The organism is Acidithiobacillus sp. IBUN Pt1247-S3, from assembly GCF_041146875.1.
Lineage (GTDB): Bacteria > Pseudomonadota > Gammaproteobacteria > Acidithiobacillales > Acidithiobacillaceae > Igneacidithiobacillus.
In genome coordinates this window covers 124,000-139,348 of sequence record NZ_JBFRXP010000005.1, presented here as the reverse complement: position 1 = coordinate 139,348, position 15,349 = coordinate 124,000, and the positions used below count along the sequence as shown (strand labels likewise).

18 protein-coding genes are annotated in these 15,349 nt (G+C 56.7%); 2 read left to right on the top strand and 16 right to left on the bottom strand.

What is annotated here, in order from left to right:
- Positions 1-11 precede the first annotated feature (11 nt).
- Positions 12-425 (top strand): hypothetical protein, encoded by a 414-nt coding sequence (locus AB4090_RS05440; RefSeq protein WP_369572851.1) that lies wholly within the window; start codon positions 12-14, stop codon positions 423-425.
- Here the strand turns inward: AB4090_RS05440 and AB4090_RS05435 are convergent.
- Together AB4090_RS05435 and AB4090_RS05430 are read right to left on the bottom strand one after the other, a co-directional pair.
- Complete coding sequence (locus AB4090_RS05435) at positions 417-1,595, bottom strand: phosphoribosyltransferase (protein WP_369572850.1); 1,179 nt, start codon at positions 1,593-1,595, stop codon at positions 417-419. The genes AB4090_RS05440 and AB4090_RS05435 overlap by 9 nt on opposite strands.
- A 14-nt stretch (positions 1,596-1,609) precedes the next feature.
- Complete coding sequence (locus AB4090_RS05430) at positions 1,610-3,973, bottom strand: ATP-dependent helicase (RefSeq protein WP_369572849.1); 2,364 nt, start codon at positions 3,971-3,973, stop codon at positions 1,610-1,612.
- 220 nt (positions 3,974-4,193) lie between these two features.
- Between AB4090_RS05430 and AB4090_RS05425 the strand changes: the two genes are divergently transcribed.
- Complete coding sequence (locus AB4090_RS05425) at positions 4,194-4,637, top strand: hypothetical protein (RefSeq protein ID WP_369572848.1); 444 nt, start codon at positions 4,194-4,196, stop codon at positions 4,635-4,637.
- Between the two features lie 72 nt (positions 4,638-4,709).
- Here the strand turns inward: AB4090_RS05425 and AB4090_RS05420 are convergent, their stop codons facing one another.
- The 14 genes from AB4090_RS05420 to dnaB form a co-directional block, all read right to left on the bottom strand.
- Complete coding sequence (locus AB4090_RS05420) at positions 4,710-5,579, bottom strand: hypothetical protein (RefSeq protein ID WP_369572847.1); 870 nt, start codon at positions 5,577-5,579, stop codon at positions 4,710-4,712.
- Entirely contained in the window at positions 5,537-6,115 is a 579-nt protein-coding gene (locus AB4090_RS05415) for a hypothetical protein (RefSeq protein ID WP_369572846.1), read from the bottom strand. Before AB4090_RS05415 ends, AB4090_RS05420 begins: the two co-directional genes overlap by 43 nt.
- Positions 6,116-6,301: 186 nt before the next feature.
- A complete protein-coding gene (locus tag AB4090_RS05410; RefSeq protein ID WP_369572845.1) occupies positions 6,302-7,177 on the bottom strand; it encodes a hypothetical protein in 876 nt (291 codons plus the stop codon).
- Positions 7,178-7,228: 51 nt separating this feature from the next.
- Entirely contained in the window at positions 7,229-7,435 is a 207-nt protein-coding gene (locus AB4090_RS05405; protein WP_369572844.1) for a DUF1289 domain-containing protein, read from the bottom strand.
- 14 nt (positions 7,436-7,449) lie between these two features.
- Positions 7,450-7,920: a hypothetical protein gene (locus tag AB4090_RS05400; protein WP_369572843.1), complete on the bottom strand. Its 471-nt coding sequence runs from the start codon at positions 7,918-7,920 to the stop codon at positions 7,450-7,452.
- On the bottom strand, positions 7,917-8,057 hold the full coding sequence (locus AB4090_RS05395) for a hypothetical protein (RefSeq protein WP_369572842.1): 141 nt from the start codon (positions 8,055-8,057) through the stop codon (positions 7,917-7,919). The genes AB4090_RS05400 and AB4090_RS05395 overlap by 4 nt, the downstream gene beginning before the upstream one ends.
- Before the next feature lie 18 nt (positions 8,058-8,075).
- Positions 8,076-8,621, bottom strand: coding sequence for a hypothetical protein (locus AB4090_RS05390; RefSeq protein WP_369572841.1), 546 nt, complete (start codon positions 8,619-8,621; stop codon positions 8,076-8,078).
- A gap of 107 nt (positions 8,622-8,728) precedes the next feature.
- Positions 8,729-10,300 carry a Fic family protein gene (locus tag AB4090_RS05385; protein WP_369572840.1) on the bottom strand — a complete coding sequence of 524 codons (1,572 nt, stop codon included), beginning with the start codon at positions 10,298-10,300 and terminating at the stop codon, positions 8,729-8,731.
- 65 nt (positions 10,301-10,365) lie between these two features.
- Positions 10,366-11,763 carry a metallophosphoesterase gene (locus tag AB4090_RS05380; RefSeq protein WP_369572839.1) on the bottom strand — a complete coding sequence of 466 codons (1,398 nt, stop codon included), beginning with the start codon at positions 11,761-11,763 and terminating at the stop codon, positions 10,366-10,368.
- On the bottom strand, positions 11,754-12,077 hold the full coding sequence (locus AB4090_RS05375) for a helix-turn-helix transcriptional regulator (RefSeq protein WP_369572838.1): 324 nt from the start codon (positions 12,075-12,077) through the stop codon (positions 11,754-11,756). The genes AB4090_RS05380 and AB4090_RS05375 overlap by 10 nt, the downstream gene beginning before the upstream one ends.
- Before the next feature lie 73 nt (positions 12,078-12,150).
- Positions 12,151-13,185, bottom strand: a complete 1,035-nt coding sequence (locus AB4090_RS05370) for a hypothetical protein (RefSeq protein WP_369572837.1) — start codon at positions 13,183-13,185, stop codon at positions 12,151-12,153.
- A 149-nt stretch (positions 13,186-13,334) separates the two neighbouring features.
- Entirely contained in the window at positions 13,335-13,601 is a 267-nt protein-coding gene (locus tag AB4090_RS05365; RefSeq protein WP_369572836.1) for a hypothetical protein, read from the bottom strand.
- Positions 13,595-13,921: a hypothetical protein gene (locus AB4090_RS05360; RefSeq protein ID WP_369572835.1), complete on the bottom strand. Its 327-nt coding sequence runs from the start codon at positions 13,919-13,921 to the stop codon at positions 13,595-13,597. The genes AB4090_RS05365 and AB4090_RS05360 overlap by 7 nt, the downstream gene beginning before the upstream one ends.
- A complete protein-coding gene (dnaB, locus tag AB4090_RS05355; protein WP_369572834.1) occupies positions 13,908-15,347 on the bottom strand; it encodes a replicative DNA helicase in 1,440 nt (479 codons plus the stop codon). Before dnaB ends, AB4090_RS05360 begins: the two co-directional genes overlap by 14 nt.
- Between the last annotated feature and the right edge of the window lie 2 nt (positions 15,348-15,349).

Here is a 15,349-nt window from a genome sequence, read left to right as displayed (position 1 = left end):
GAAATCCGGGTATGGGATCGACGATTACCAGGGAAGGACTGGACGCCTGCTCCCTGGAAGAGTTCTCCGGGGAAATCCTGTCAGGTTCCCTTGTGGAGTTGCAGGCAGAAGCGCAGGCTGCACGGGAAGAGCGGGTCGAAGCGGAACGGGTGGATGCGGAACGCTGTGCCGCATGGCTGGCGGAAGCCTTTTCGGACCTGGCGCCGAAAAAGGCCCGTCCGCGCAGGTCTCCCGGCCCCAAGGTTCCCGTAACGCTGGAAAACGTAGGGAAATCATTGGACTATTCTGGTCCGATGTACGCCATGTCCCGAAAGCTGGGATTGCGTGATGAACGGGAAGTGCGGGAGTACCTCCGCGCGCATCCATATTGCCGGATGAAACAGATTTTCCGGGAAAGCATTCTGTCGTTACCGGAATCACTCTGAAAGAAACAGAAATTCTTCAGACGGGGTGCTGGACAGATCTCCCCGCAATGTCTGTTCCACCTGTTGCCGGATATCCCGGAATATCGTGCGGATCTGTGCAGGCTGCGCCTGCAGGGAATCGTCCATCTCCTCCAGCAAGGCGGAGAGGCAGGATACGGAGGAGCAGGACTCCAGGGTGGCCTGCCGGAAGGACGGATGCAGAAGAATGGCACCTACCTGCTGGATGTCCTGCATACAGCAGGGTGTATCACTGTCAAAGCGGGACAAAAAAGAAGCCGCATAGGAAAACATGCGGCTGTGTGGGTTGCTCTGCACCAGATGCTCGGCCCATCGATGAAAGGGGGAAAACTTCCCTCCTTCGTCCCGGTTTACCCGTGCTGCATATCCGCTTCCCGGTCCATCGGAAACCACTGGTCTTCCGGCACGTTCCGGTATGCGCGTGCTCCCCAGTCTATCGAAATACGCATCTCTTGCAGAAGCGAAGCGACTTCGGATCTCGTCAACCGATCGCGCTTTCCGGAGATGCCCGGCTTCGCCGTGGGTAATACAGTCGATTTCATACCCAAAATTCTCCATCCAGATTGTATCAATATCGGGAATCGCGTTTCGGATAGTATACACCCATTCCGGGTTCGGCGCAATGCGCAGCCCATCGGGATGAGCGGATAATGCCAGTATCCCGAACACTTGCGCGCCCTGCCCAATGCAATGCCCGCGCAGGTTCGCCAGGGTTGCGCCCATGGTAAAGGTGTCATCGATCAACAGATATTCCCGGCCCGCATCCACCTCTCCCGCATATTCCGGTTGAACCGTCAGACGATGATTGGCGCGCGACCCGGTGCGAAACGCTTTGTTTGCCTGATAGACACGGGTTTCCACCGGACAGCCGATGCGTGCGGCAATCGCGGCTGCGGCCATGGCCGGGATTTTGTTTGCCCCCTGCTCTTCCATCGCCAGTACCGGCAACAGGCAAGGGTTGCCAGCTCCCTGTACCCGTTTCTCGATCTCCTGCAGGAAGGACTTGCGCAGAATGCGCAGAACCAGTTCCCACGCAGCCTGATCATCTCCAGACTTCGCCGCCGCATATTCGGGGTTTTCCTTGACCGTACCCAGCCCGGCATTGGCAATGACGGACTGACTGCCAGCATCCCATGGAAATCTTTGTGGCACGGGGCTTCTCCTTTCTAGTTGGCAAGAAACAACGACTCTTCGTTATCCTCCGAAATCCATTCCGGCGCATTTTCCAGAAACGGTATCTCATCCAGATACCCAGGCATGCTTTTCATGTCCGGGACAGTGGTATCCAGCACATCCGCAGATTCCATCAGTCCATCGACGGATGCCGCAAAACCGGCACCGTCAGAGGGCAACCGCTTCCCCGGCGCCTCCCGTGTCTGTTTCGGATCCTGCCCCATGGGTCGCGCATCAGGCGAGGCGCCCAACGCGGATTCCGGTATCGCATCGACGAGCCTCTCCGGTCGGTCCTTTTCCAGCAGGGCCTCCGGTATTTCTTCCAGAAACCTGGTCAACGGGTAATCGCCGTCATACCCGGAGAAGGTCTGCCGCTGGCGGGCACCGGTCAGGAAGAGGGCCTGCTTCGCGCGGGTGGTCGCGACATAAAACAGACGACGCTCCTCTTCCAGATTTTCACAGTCTCCATCCGGATCCTGATCCTTGCGGGACGGGAAAATGCCCTCATTGCAGCCCAGCACGAACACGACCGGATACTCCAGACCCTTGGCCTTGTGAATGGTTAAAAAAGACACCTGATGCGGGACATCCGGGTCATCACTGTCGGTTCCGGCCAGCGCCACCTGGGAAAGGAACTCCCGCAAGGGATCGTTCTCTTCCAACCCATCGTCACTGGAAGGATCCTGTCCGGCCAGGCAGGATTCCGCCCAGCGCGCTTCCTGATTGACTGCCGCCTGCAACAAGGTTTCCAGATTCGCGATACGCGCCTCGCCATTCTCCTGGGATTCCGTCCAATCCCATAAGGACGGCTTTTGTTTGTCGCCAACCAGCAAGGGGCGCTGCAGAACCGCCTGCACGAAGTCCGGGAAAGGAATCTCGTCCTTCTCTGCCCGGAGCCGGTTCACTTTCGCCAGGAACGCCGTTGTCGCCGGAGTCGACGGCATCTGGCACAACGCTTCCCAACAGGAAACCCCGCGCAGGTCGGACTCCTCCTCCATGGCCTGAATTACCTTGGGACCGATACCGGAGGGTGGATGCTGCAGCGCGCGCAACAGCGCGCCATCATTGTCCGGGTTGTCGATGCAGCGTAACCAGGCCATGGCATCCCGGACCTCCGCGGTTTCCTGAAAACTGGTGTCTCCCACCATCCGGGCCGGAATGCCGCGACTTACCAGCTCCTGCAGGGTCTTTTGCGCAACGGATTTCGCCCGGTACAACACCGCGATGCCGGATGGGCTCCCCCGTCGCTTGCGGACCAGCGATTCCACCTGGTTGGCAACCCATCGAGCTTCCTCTTTCTCGGTGTCTCCCTGAAACACGCCAATGGGTAGCCGGTCCTCCCGTTGCGTGCGCAGCACTTTTTCTTCCCGGTCCGGATTGTTGCGAATAACGGCATTCGCTGCTTCCAGAATGACCGGCGAAGACCGGTAGTTATGCTCCAGCAGATACACGCCCATCTTTCGTTCCCGCCCGAAGGCCCGCATCAGATCCGGACGGGAGCCGCGCCAGCCATAGATGGACTGATCTTCATCCCCAACCAGAAACAGCCGTGCCTGCGCGCCATCTGCAGATGACCCGGCCAACAGGGAGATCCAGCGGACCTGCTCGGCATTCACATCCTGAAATTCATCTACCAGCAGATGCTGGATACGCCCCCGTTCCTTTTGCAACAGATCGGGGCGGTCCTGAAACAGGGTGTTGACACGAGTGATGAGGTCGTCGAAATCGAAAAGGCCCAGACGGGCCTTCTCCTTCTCGTACTGCCCGTATATGGCGAGGGCCTGCCGCACATCCGCCTTGACGTTGCCGGGAATCGGGTCCGGCGGAGGATACTTTCCCGCCTGTTTCCAGCCACCGATCTTGCGCAGGGCGAACCCTGCTAAGTCCCGTTCCGTCTGTCGCTGCCGCTGCAGGCGCTTACGGTTCTCCGGCGTTTTTCTCGCCTCGCCCAGGCGCTTCTCCAGCAACCGGCTGTCGTTCTCGCCATACAGTCTCTGCACGACCCGCAAGAGCAATCCTTCCTGTTCCTTGCGGTCGAGGATGGACAAGGTCGGCGGTAATCCCATTTCCTCCCGGTGTCGCAAGAGGATCCGGCGCCCCAGCGCATGAAAGGTGCCCATCTGAATCCGCCTGGCGGCATCTTCCCCCAGCAGATCAAAGAGACGGTTGCGCATCTCCTGCGCAGCCTTGTTGGTGAACGTCACCGCCAGGATCTTCCAGGGTTGCACCCCGTTTTGTACCAGGTAGGCGATCCGTTGCGTCAAAACGGTGGTTTTCCCGCTTCCCGCGCCGGCGATGATTTGCGCATCCTCGTTCAGCCAGGAAGTGACTGCGGCTTTCTGTTGCGAGTTGAGCATGTCCGAATCTCCTTGCATTACCCCAATACTATACCGATTGGCGTTTTTTCCGAAACTTCCAGAAACCGTTCACGGTTGCCTTTCTCGCGGAAAACCTGTATACTAACGCCATACTATACCGTATACCGTCTGATTGCGAATCAACCAGCAGGGTTCCGCAGGAACCAGATTTCAGCGATCCAGGTCAAACAGCAAAGCAAACAGGAAAAACCAGACTGTCATGCCTCAAAAGGTCAAAAAGATCCGTATTTTTCTCGGTCGCGTAATTCTCGTTTTTTCCCTGATGGGACCAGAGATCGCGCAGGCTTCTCCGCAATTCTCCTGTCTGGGAGCCACACTGGGCCAGACACAGGAAAACGGCATGGTCGCCGTTCATCTGAAGATGCAGGGAAAGAACCCTGAAGCCCACCCCATTCACCTGGAGTACGGAGTGCTGGACCTGCGTGTGGACCATGCCCCCTTCGGCAAGGCGCACCTGTCTTCACTGGTGTTCCCTGCCCATCATGTGATGGATTTTCCGGTGACGGTCCTGGTCCCGGCAGAACGGCTGTTCTCCCTGTCCTGGAAATTTCTCACCGGGCAACCTCTGCATTGGCATGCTACGGGGACCGTTCAGGTGGATCACCTTCCCCTACTGGTCAACCAACAGGGGAATACGGACTGAGGGGGAAATAACCGAACTGATGCGCTGTGGAATTGCGGCTGGAGAAATCGGTGCCTGAAGAGCCTGGACAGTTCAGCCCAGAGAGGACTGTTCCAGAATTCCGGTCATTTGCCGAAGGAATCCCCGCACCTTTTCCATGTTTTCCTGGCCCCGCAGCTTCTGGTTGATCCCGGACATTTCGGTTTCGACGCGCTGGATGCTTTCCCGTACTTCCCGAATGTCCGCCAGCATCGCAATCCGGTCTTCCTGCTGTTTTTCCTGCAGGGATAACAACCGCAACAGGAGATGCAGCATGCCCCCCGACTGTTCCGCAAATTCCTTCCGCAGGCCCTGAATTTCCGCCAGAACCTGCTGGGATTCCGTGACCTGCGCGATTTCCGGGCTGACGGCAGGCGTCTGGGCTTCCTCAACGGTTTCCCCGGATACCGGAGGCTCGTCTTTCCGTCCGCAAGAGTCCGCCGCTGGCAGGCTCTGGCTTTCCGCTGCTTCTTCCTGTGAGAAAAACCGGACTTTTCCAGCATTGCCCAGGACAAAGACGCTGTCGGGAATCGGATGATCGTCCGTCTTGCGCAGCAGGTTTTTGGCGACAGCCTTTGCCAGTCCGTCCATCAACTGCTTGCGGCTGAAACGTCCCTGAAAATGTTCCAGCAATGCAGAAAATGAAATTTTCTTCTGGTCATGAATGAGTTCCAGAATCTCCCGCGTCAAACCCGTGGAAGCGTAGGAGGCTTTTTCTTGCATGACCGCTTTCTCCTTTTTCCGGTTTCCTGTTGCACGCTTCCGTTCCGTGGTGGAACCGGAAGAATTGCCCAATAACACGGCCCAACTGTTCGCCGGGCGTGGCGGCGGTTCTTCCCCACGACGGCAGATCGGCGGCACCTTCTCAAACAGCCCGCCAATCACCTTCCCGTCAAATCGTGGCGCCTTGATTTCTTCTGCCATACGAAACGAAAACTCCTGATAACAAGACCTCTATAGTGTACGATATGGCGTTCTTTTTCGCAACAGCACAAGACACGGCGCCCGGATTGCATCGCCGGAGGTTGCCCGTGCCCAACGAGTTCCAGCATATTTTCTTCACCTGTTTCCCGACAACGTCCAGAGGATGCCTGGCTGGCGCCGGGAGAACGGGCGCAGGGGGCTTGTCGGTCATCAAACCGATCAAGGACAACGATGATGAGCAGCACCACTAATGGGACAACCATAAACAGCGCAAAGGGAGTCGCTTCATACCAATGCGCACTACCCAACATCAACGCCAGCGACAACAACAATCCCGGCCACATCATAGTAAACATTGCCGTAACAAAAAAATCCAGATCGTTCTCTTCCAGTTTGCAAAGACGCAAAAGCCTGTAGGTTACACGAACCTCAACCACATAGACGGCAAAGGTGAAAAGGACGGCCAGCACTGCTGTTTGAATAACTGTCGTACCCTCTGGCATAAGGTCATTCAATCGGGATAACAGAATCGTCACTGGAACACCTCACTTATCGGAAACCACGAACCACGTCTCTACATAGTGGCCGTATAAATTTCGCCAATCCGCCGTCCCGCTGGATGTTCCGGATCTCGGGCGATCTGGATCACCACGTCCACAGCTTCCCGAATCAAGCTCTGTGTCGCGGACCTCGCCCACCAGAATCCTGATAAAGCGACCGGACTAGATGCCGATGGCAGACAATACCTTGAACGGCTTATGCCGCTGGCTCAGAAACTGGGCTTCCCATACCAGACGAGCGAGATAGGGAGACCGGCAGGGACAGATTTTCACGCCATTCGCCGCTGCCAACAGGTCAAAAGAGACATCCACCATGACCCAAGCAAAATAGGCCATGGCAAGCCCGACGATCGCTGCCAATGCGGCAGGTTGCCCATCTGGATAAAAGTGGTGATATGCCCATCCCGCCGCAGGCAACAGCAGTCTCAGGTATCGCCAAAACGAGAACGGCAGAGGGGTGTTTCCGCAAAGAGTTCGCCACTCCCCGAGTAAAACTATTTCTCCGTGTAGATCTTCTTGAATGACCTCCTGAGCAGATTTGATGGGAACCCTGATTTCCTGCGGCACCTGAAAAACGGAAAAAAGAAAGAGCAGGAAGCCCACCGCCAACAATAACCACAAAAGCCAGTCCACCACGGTACGCGGCCATGTACTTTCCGGAAACAGGGCCTCTGCCTCAAAGGTCAGAAACGCCAGCAATGACAGGAATGCGAGGCCCAATCCAATCCAGCCAGCCAAAGCTGCCGCCTTTTTCGTACCCCAGCGGTCCAAAGTCCACTGCTCCGCGAGTGTTCGGGCGTGAATCAGGTACTTCCACGATGGCTCAGCATCCGAGTCCGCCCACACATCCGGACTTTCCTTCGCATCCGGACTTTCCTTCGCATCCGGACTTTCCTTGGACGGCCAAGGCCAAACCATTCCGGACCCCGTGGAAATGAGAGATAACAGAAAGACAACCCCGGCAATCAGCGCCACCCAAACACCGGCCCTGCCAGATTCCATACAGATTACCAAAACGATCAGAGCAAAAAGCCACATTTTCAATCTCCCCTGTATCGTCGCACAAGCGCGATATCCCAGTATATTTCTTCAGGCGGTTTCCGCCGGAGAAGGTCCGGTTCCCGGATTGTCGCCCGCTTTCTCCAGACGCTGCCAGACCGCCTGCTTCTGCTCCTCACTGAACTGGTTCCAGAAGGTGACCTCCTCAAAAGTCCGTCCACAGGATTTACATACATCATCGCCCAGGGCGGTAGTGCAGAATCCGCGACACGGAGAATCCTTGCGGGTTACAGACATCAAACATTCTCCTGTTACCAGAACAACTCTATCTCACCGTTGCCGGATGGCTCCTGCTGCGCTTTTCTGTCTACCGCTTCCGGGATGCGGGGAACCTCTGGCGGCACCTTTTCTTCCGGGTCTTCCGAAAGCCAGTCAGGTTCCTCCAGACCAGCGGAGTCCACCGGTGAGGAGGTTTCCTCCATTGGTGGCGTTTTCCCATTGCCGGTAACACCTAAGGCAACCGGTGGCGCAACGCCCCCATCCTGCAGATCCTGTGCGGGCGGACATCGAACGAGATCCACGTCTTCCGCCAGCCGCTGAATCTCTGCCAGGCGGGGATGGATATCCACGGGAAGCAAGGTGGCCTTGACCATCTTTCGGGACCATTCCTTGCCCAAAAAATCCCCGCGCGTCATCGCCAGGAAATGTGCATGCCACGCAGCCCAGGCGTCCACCCACTCCGAAAGAGGGGCGGACAGATCCGGACTTTCAGGTAACATCACCGGCGATATCGCATGGAGATGTCCGCCAGTTTCTGACGCTGGCGCTCTGCCGCATTCTGATAAAACGCCAGCGATTCGGCTTCCGCCTTGCACATTCCGGCCCATATCTCCTCCTGGGTTGCGATGCTGACCGCCACCGGTTCAGGTGTACGTTCCTAAAATGCCGCCAACCGCATCAAGAACGACCAGAAGCCGTTCGCCACCCGTTCCATGTGCGCTGGCCACAGTTCCTTGACCCGCTGATTGATCCATGCGTCGATATAATCCATCCACGAATCATCATCCACGGCACTATTGACTTCCCAGTGTTGCAACTGCGACGGCAATTGAAGCGCATCTTCCGGGAACGGTTCATGGCTTCCCCGATATTCTGCGATTCCAGCCTCATCAGCACTCATCAGATCGTCATCGCCGGTCTGGCAAACGAAAGTCGCATTGTAAGGATCCACCGAAAAGGCATACAGCCGGAAATAACCATCCGTGGCGTCGATTACCGCCCCCAGGCCCAGACGCTCCACGAGTTCCGCGCTCAAGGAAATGTCCCATACCGAACCGCCGTGCCGGATACCATACTTGACCGCCATATCCATGGCGTCCGTTACCATGGATATCCCCAACCCAATCACGCCGGTTTCCCGCGCCACCCGGCGCTTCAGCGTCGCCGGCAGGTCCAAATCGATGTCATACTGATATTCCGGCATGGTTGATTTCTCCTTTCAGGATTGTTTCATATATAATATAGCGTTACTTGTTGCGCATGTCAATCGCAACCCGCTGCCCACTCCCGCGGTGACAGATATGCGTTTACCTACTCGCAACATGGAGTCACGTTCCTTATTTTAACATCCTCTTCGCCTTCAGCCGATGGCTGCATCTCTGGAGAGCAGAGTGCATCGGATCCCGTCTCTCGCCACGCTTGTTCGATCACCGCGAACGCCTCTTCTGGAACCTGACCGGAAAACTGCTTTCTTCGATTGTTGGAGATCCTGCCGTTTTGCTCCAGACAATGCCGGATCAGAAAAGATTGCACTGACTGACGCAGGTCTATCTGCTCCCTGACAACCTTCTCCATAGCGTCATACCTGGACAAAAATCGCGCTTCCGACAACAGGTCATGATCCCAGGACTCTTGTCCCATCTCCAGGCCAAACTGCACGGCCTTCGTCGCATCCCAATACCGATACAACGAGTCATCTTCTGCCAAAAACCGGAAAGAGAACTGATCCCCGTCAATCCAGCAAACTTCCCACATCCCCCTCGAAGGCGCGGAAAAACTTTGCAGTGCTGACAAATACCGGTTTTCGTTACGCTCCATGGCAATGGAAACCGGGAGAATCCACCCTTTCTCCAGAGCTTCCGATTGCGCCAGCGTCCGATGAAACAGATACCTGGATATTCTGCCATTGCCATCCCAAAAAGGATGCGCGTAGACAAAAGCAAAAGAAACAATGGAAGCGGCCACCAATGGATCGGTACGATTCCCCAGAGTATCCGCCAGAACCCCGATGTCCTGCATCAGCCTGGGCAGATATTCTGGACCCGGCGGGACGTACTGGACTCCCAAAGCCCCGCGCAGCCCGTTCTGCAACCAGTTTTGCCCAGTTCGCCACCCAGTTGCCCGATCCATGGGATGGTTCAGCAACCCCGATTGCAAAGCGCAAAGGGCATCCTCAGACCAGGGGGCCAACGGCTTCTGCAGGGAGGCCCACAACAGTTGCGCATACGCCAGGGATTTTGGCTCTGGCAGCCGCTCCCGTTCAATGGCAAACGAATGTTTCGTGTCACTCAGGTATGCCCAGGAAACCGTGCGCTCCAGCAAAACCGGATTCATGTTTGCCAGTGCATCCCGAACTTCCTGCAGCAAGTCTCGTTGCAACAACGACTGAATTTCCGGCGTCAGACGAACGGTAACGAGATAATCCAGCGTACCCAATCCATTTTGCTGGATGCGCCAGCGGTTGGATGGCCTTTCCGGATCGGCGACAAGGTATCGTCCCGGATCAAACAAGGGCGCAGAGGATGTGGTGACTGGCGGAATGTCCGTCATCTTCTCCCGGGTACAGTGTTCCCACAACAAACCCAGAATCCGCAACGGGCGGCTGTTTGGCTTCTCTCGCAAGGCATCACGTAAACTTGCCGGCGCAATCTTCCGGATCGCTTGCGACAACACCGACAGGTCGATCCCCTCGTGCTTGATGGCAAACTGCAAGTGTTCCAGCGGATCTTCGGATTTTGGCGCTACCCAAGGCGGAATACTCTTTCCCGCAACAGTCTCCCGAATTTCTCTCGCGGACGGCGCAAGAAAAGCTGGAGCCTGCACAGGAAGTACGTGCAAGTTCAGGTGCTCCCGCAGAAAGGCATACCCCAGCAGATCACGCATAAAATTCGCACGGTTCGCAGAAAAGTTGCAGAATGTTAGAAATCTTGCATAAAATGCGCAGCCAGTCAATCCGCAATAGTCTTGGTCCCTCTCAGGACCGCAACCCGGTATTCCCGTGCCCGGCCTTCATCCGGATAGCCCCAGGGATTGCAGAGCACCCGCGTTGCCCCCTGCAAGGGGGGCTTGCCCAGGCGATAATCCATCGGATCATGCACATGACCGTGAATCCAGACATCGGGCTTCCAGCGTTCAACATGGCGATCCAGATTCGAGCAGAAACCGCCTGATATGGGGCTTCCGGCAAACCGGGGATGCTGGCTCTGAAAACTGGGTGCGTGATGGGTGATGACCTCAGTCGGTCCGTCATGTGGATGGTTGGTGAATTGGTCTTCCAGCCAGGCGATGCTTTCCTGGTGGACCTTGAGGATGGCATCGGGGGTTATCAGGCTTCCATTCTCCCCCTCCTGGATCACCGCGAAATCAGACATCATGTGCTGACAGTTGCGCATCTGCTTCCCACCGGCGAAATCCGTCCAGAGGGTGGCGCCCAGGAAACGGACGCCGCCCAGAACCACTGCTTCGTTTTCCAGCAGGAACGCCCGACAGTCGTGGGCGATGGCCTCCCGGTACTTCTGCCGGTCATCGGGAAAGACCCCGTTATAATATTCGTGGTTGCCCAGCACGAAAATCACGGGGCCGTCGTAAGCCAGGCGCAGTTTGCGCAAAAACTCCGTGTAATCCTCCGGCATGGTGTCCACGTCGCCGGCCAGGACCAGCACGTCCACACCGGATAGACCGGTCAGCGTCAAGGGTGAACCAAACTCCAGGTGGAGGTCGGAGGCATAGGCGATGCGCATGAAATATTCCTTCGCCGAACAGCGCAAGGCAAATTCCTCAGCCAGCGCAATACCGGAATATCGTGGCTGTTCCAGTTTCAGGATATGCTGGTCAAATACGAAAGGCCCATATCCATCCTGCGCATCCACCACCAGCTTTGGCATCGCGCCGGACACCCCCAGGTGCTCTGGAGATACCTGTTCCAGAATGTCCTGCATCCAGCACCGGTGATCTTCGTGCAAGATGGCATCCCGCAAGGCATCCTCCATACGCGCAGGCTTCCGGGCACCGCCAAAGGTTACCCGCCCGACCGGATTGCGGCCCGCAACCTTCAGCAAGGCGAACGGATCAGAAAGATCCACTGCCTTGCCATAGGCGGAAACCAGTTGTTTGTAGACCCACCCTTCCGGCAGGGACACCTGAAACGCGGGAGGTACGTCAAACAGCCGGTCATACCGACCTCCAACCGGCATCGCCAGGGAAACCAGATCTTCTTCCAACGCCGAATCGACATACTGGAAATCATAGAGAACCTGCAAGCCACGCGGGGTCATCTCTCCGGTTTTGCGAAGATGCCCGGCCAGGCGATCCTGGCAGTACACCGCCATTTCATCGATCACGCGCATCGGTCGGCAGCCGCCAGCAGCAGGAGTTCCTGCAGGACCGGGAATCGCTTTTTCCGCAAGGACTGCAGCGCAAGATCGGAAACCGGCGCGTCCTGCGCCTGTGCGGGCTCCGCAAAGTCACTTTCGACACAGGAAACCTCCAGGCCCAGCACCTGCGCCAACCGCGTGAATTTCTCCAGCGACAGTCCATTGCCGTTTTCCAGCGCAATCAACGTGGCGCGGGAAATCCCCACGGCCAACGCCACCTCCGCCTGCGTCTTTCCCAACGCCCTGCGACGATCCCGCAACTGCTTTCCCAACGTCTGGATATCCATGACCGCACCCTCTTCTCTCACCTGCCAAACAGGGTACCACAACATCAGGAGAATGTCAAATTTTCTTTACATTTCATCTTTCTGTTTCAGATGAACCCAGGACGGTCTTGAGCGTCGCCCTGATGACTTTCTTGATTCCCCGCTTGACGTTGCCTTTCCCTAGCTTCAGAATAAACTCATGAAGTTCGGCGAATTCTTTGGGCGCGTAATTCCCAATCGCCCCTGACGGATAGCCTGCGCTAAGCGCGGCTTTAACATTGGCACAACCTGACCCAACCTTGCCGAATGCATTAATAGATTGATCTCGGACGCCCACAGGAGTGCGCAGGTCTTCCAGCGCTACCATAGCAGCCTGTGCAAGTGGCTTGAGCGGATCATCGTCGTTCCAATCCTTCACGTCGGCTGGGCGCATATAATAGGCTGGCCATGGCTCGATCTGAGCATAATCGTCGTGTAGGTTCTTGCAGAACTGTACGACACGATTCGCTAGCTCGTATGGACGATATCCGTTTTCGCCATAGGGAAAACAGAAATTAACGGCCTGCCGCCAATTTTCAGCATAAGGAACGTTAGGAATTAAGTTTTCGCCATAGGGAAAACAGAAATTAACGGCCTGCCGCCAATTTTCAGCATAAGGAACGTTAGGAATTAATACCGTGCGGAATTCCGTGTTGAAGATGTTGACCCACTCAGGCATCCAGTCAGGAAGCCCCTGTTTTTCCGCATAATCCAAAGACCGACCTTCCCAGGCCACGCGATCACGCTTCGCATAAGCCTTAATAGCCATGAATGTTCCTCGCTCCACCAGAAATTGCAGACTGATGACAGAAGTGTTCCCAACATACGGCGTAATTCTCAACACCATGTCCGGATGCGGGGTCGTGAGGCAGTATGAAACCAGTTCCTTGTAACCATCCCAGCCCCGGTCTGGGTAACCAAACCGTCGAAAGCAATAAGCAAACAGCTTCCCATACTCGATCTCATCCCCACAAACACTGGTGATGATGGGGTCGGACAAGCCCACCGCAGACTTCCCAGAGTCCATATAAGTCCTGAATTGGAGACCAAACCAGTCCTTGCCCGCCATATCCGCCTGTTCCATAGCCATCATCAACCTCCAAAAACAAAAATCGGGTATATCACGTCACGACAATGAACCTGCCGGAGCCACTCGACTGCGCACCAGCGTCAGTTCTCCAGTACCCTCCCTGTTACAACCAGCAGGCCATTCCTGCCACTCCTTGCCGTTCAAAAGGATTACGTCTTGGGTCCATCAGGAAACCATGTTTTGATAATTGCCGTAAAGTCGGTACTAACCAGGCCCAAGGTCTTCTTTGCTTGGGAATGGTCTGGTTTCCGACAGATCGCCGGCAGTGAGAATGCGTGCCCGAGTGGGTCAATACCACACTCTTCCAGAATTTTCCTGGCATTTTTCGATGCCGGAAATTTCCCATCATCCTTCATCACGATATGGTGCGCCGCGCATCCTTTACCAGGCTTCGGCTCTCCGGCGGCAGTTAGCACTGATGCCTCTCCAGATAAGCCCTGGCTTCACCGTCCACAGCCATCGTCGCCACGGCTCCACCCGCCAGCGCCAGGAACTGGTGGTCCTTCACCTCGTGGACGGCCACGCCTTCCGCAGCGATTCCCGCCACGACACCAGCCACTCCAGCTGCAGGCTGCCCATCTTGCCTGGCCTTTTCCTCTTCGTGGTGAGCAATGGCGCCACCGATCAACGCGCCCAGCAGCCCAGCCTGGGCCATCGGCGCAACCGCCATGAGTCCGGCCAGAAGGCAGGCGGCAACCCATCTGGAAGGTTGCGCCCGTTGGTCAAAACCCCACATACCCACCCCCGCCATACGGCTCTTCGTTGCTGCCAGGGCCGTTGGAAAACCTCGAATACTCTCCCGCAAACTCCAGCCGGACACTGCCCGTTGCGCCATTGCGCTGCTTGGCGACGATCACCTCCGCCAGCCCCTTGACCTCCTCCTTGTCCCGGTTGTACACCTCATCACGGTACAGCAGGAAAATCATGTCGGCATCCTGCTCGATGGAACCGGACTCCCGCAGGTCCGATAACAGCGGACGCTTTTCCGTCCGGCTTTCCACTCCACGATTCAACTGGGATAACGCAATCACCGGAACCTGCAGATCTTTCGCCAGCACCTTCAGCCCCCGGCTGATTTCCGCAATCTCCGACACCCGGTTGCCACGATGCCGTGCGCCGGCATTCATCAACTGCAGATAGTCCACGACAACCAGGGACAACTCCATCTTGCGCCGCACCTGCCGGAGCTTGGCCCGCATCTCCCCGATGGTCAGACTGGAAGACGTGTCCAGATACAGCGGCGCCGGGTTCAACAGGCCAACCGCGGTGCCAATCCTGGGCCAGTCGTCCTGCCCCAGTTGCCCGGAACGGATCCGCCCCTGCGGAATCCGCCCCAAAGAAGCGATGTGTCGCAGCAGCAGCTCCCGAACTGGCATTTCCATGCTGAATACCGCAACCCCTTTCTTTCGCTCACAGACCACATGCTCCACGATGTTCATCGCAAAGGCGGTTTTCCCCATGGCCGGGCGCCCGGCAATCACCAGCAACTGCTCGGGATGCAACCCGGAAGTCATCTCGTCCAGTTCCACAAACCCGGTAGGCAACCCGGTAACGGTTTCCTTCCTGCGCGAGGACTCCTCCATCTCGTCGATGAAATCCGGCAGAAAATCCCGAACCGGCTTCAGATCATCCATCCCGACCGCCTGACGGTCCATCAGAGCGGAAATGCGGTCCCCGGCCACCAGCACCAGGTCTTTCGCCGTGCGCCCCGCGGGAGACTCCGGCAATCCGGCAATCTCCCGTCCCGTCTCCGTCAGCGCACGCAACAAGGCATATTCCCGCACCTTTTTTGCATACTCTACCGCAGGCAGGAGCACCATTCCCTCCTGGGCCACCTCAATCAGATAGGTCAGCCCACCGATATCCGCCAGCGTTTCTTCCCGCTCCAGATATTCTCCTACCGTGAGCACGTCCACCGGCTGCCCCTCATTCAGCAGAGCCTCCATGGCGTCGAACAGCACCCGGTGCCGCTTCTCGAAAAAATCTTCCGCCGCCATGTACGGACGGGCATCCTCCCACTGTTCCGGCTCCACCAGCAAAACGGAAAACAGACAACGCTCCGCCTGGCGATACAGCAATGACCGATCCAGGGATAATGGTTCCCCGCCTTCTTCCTGGAAAAAGAGCGGAATTTCTTCTGAAAAATATGAAGGCATATCCATCA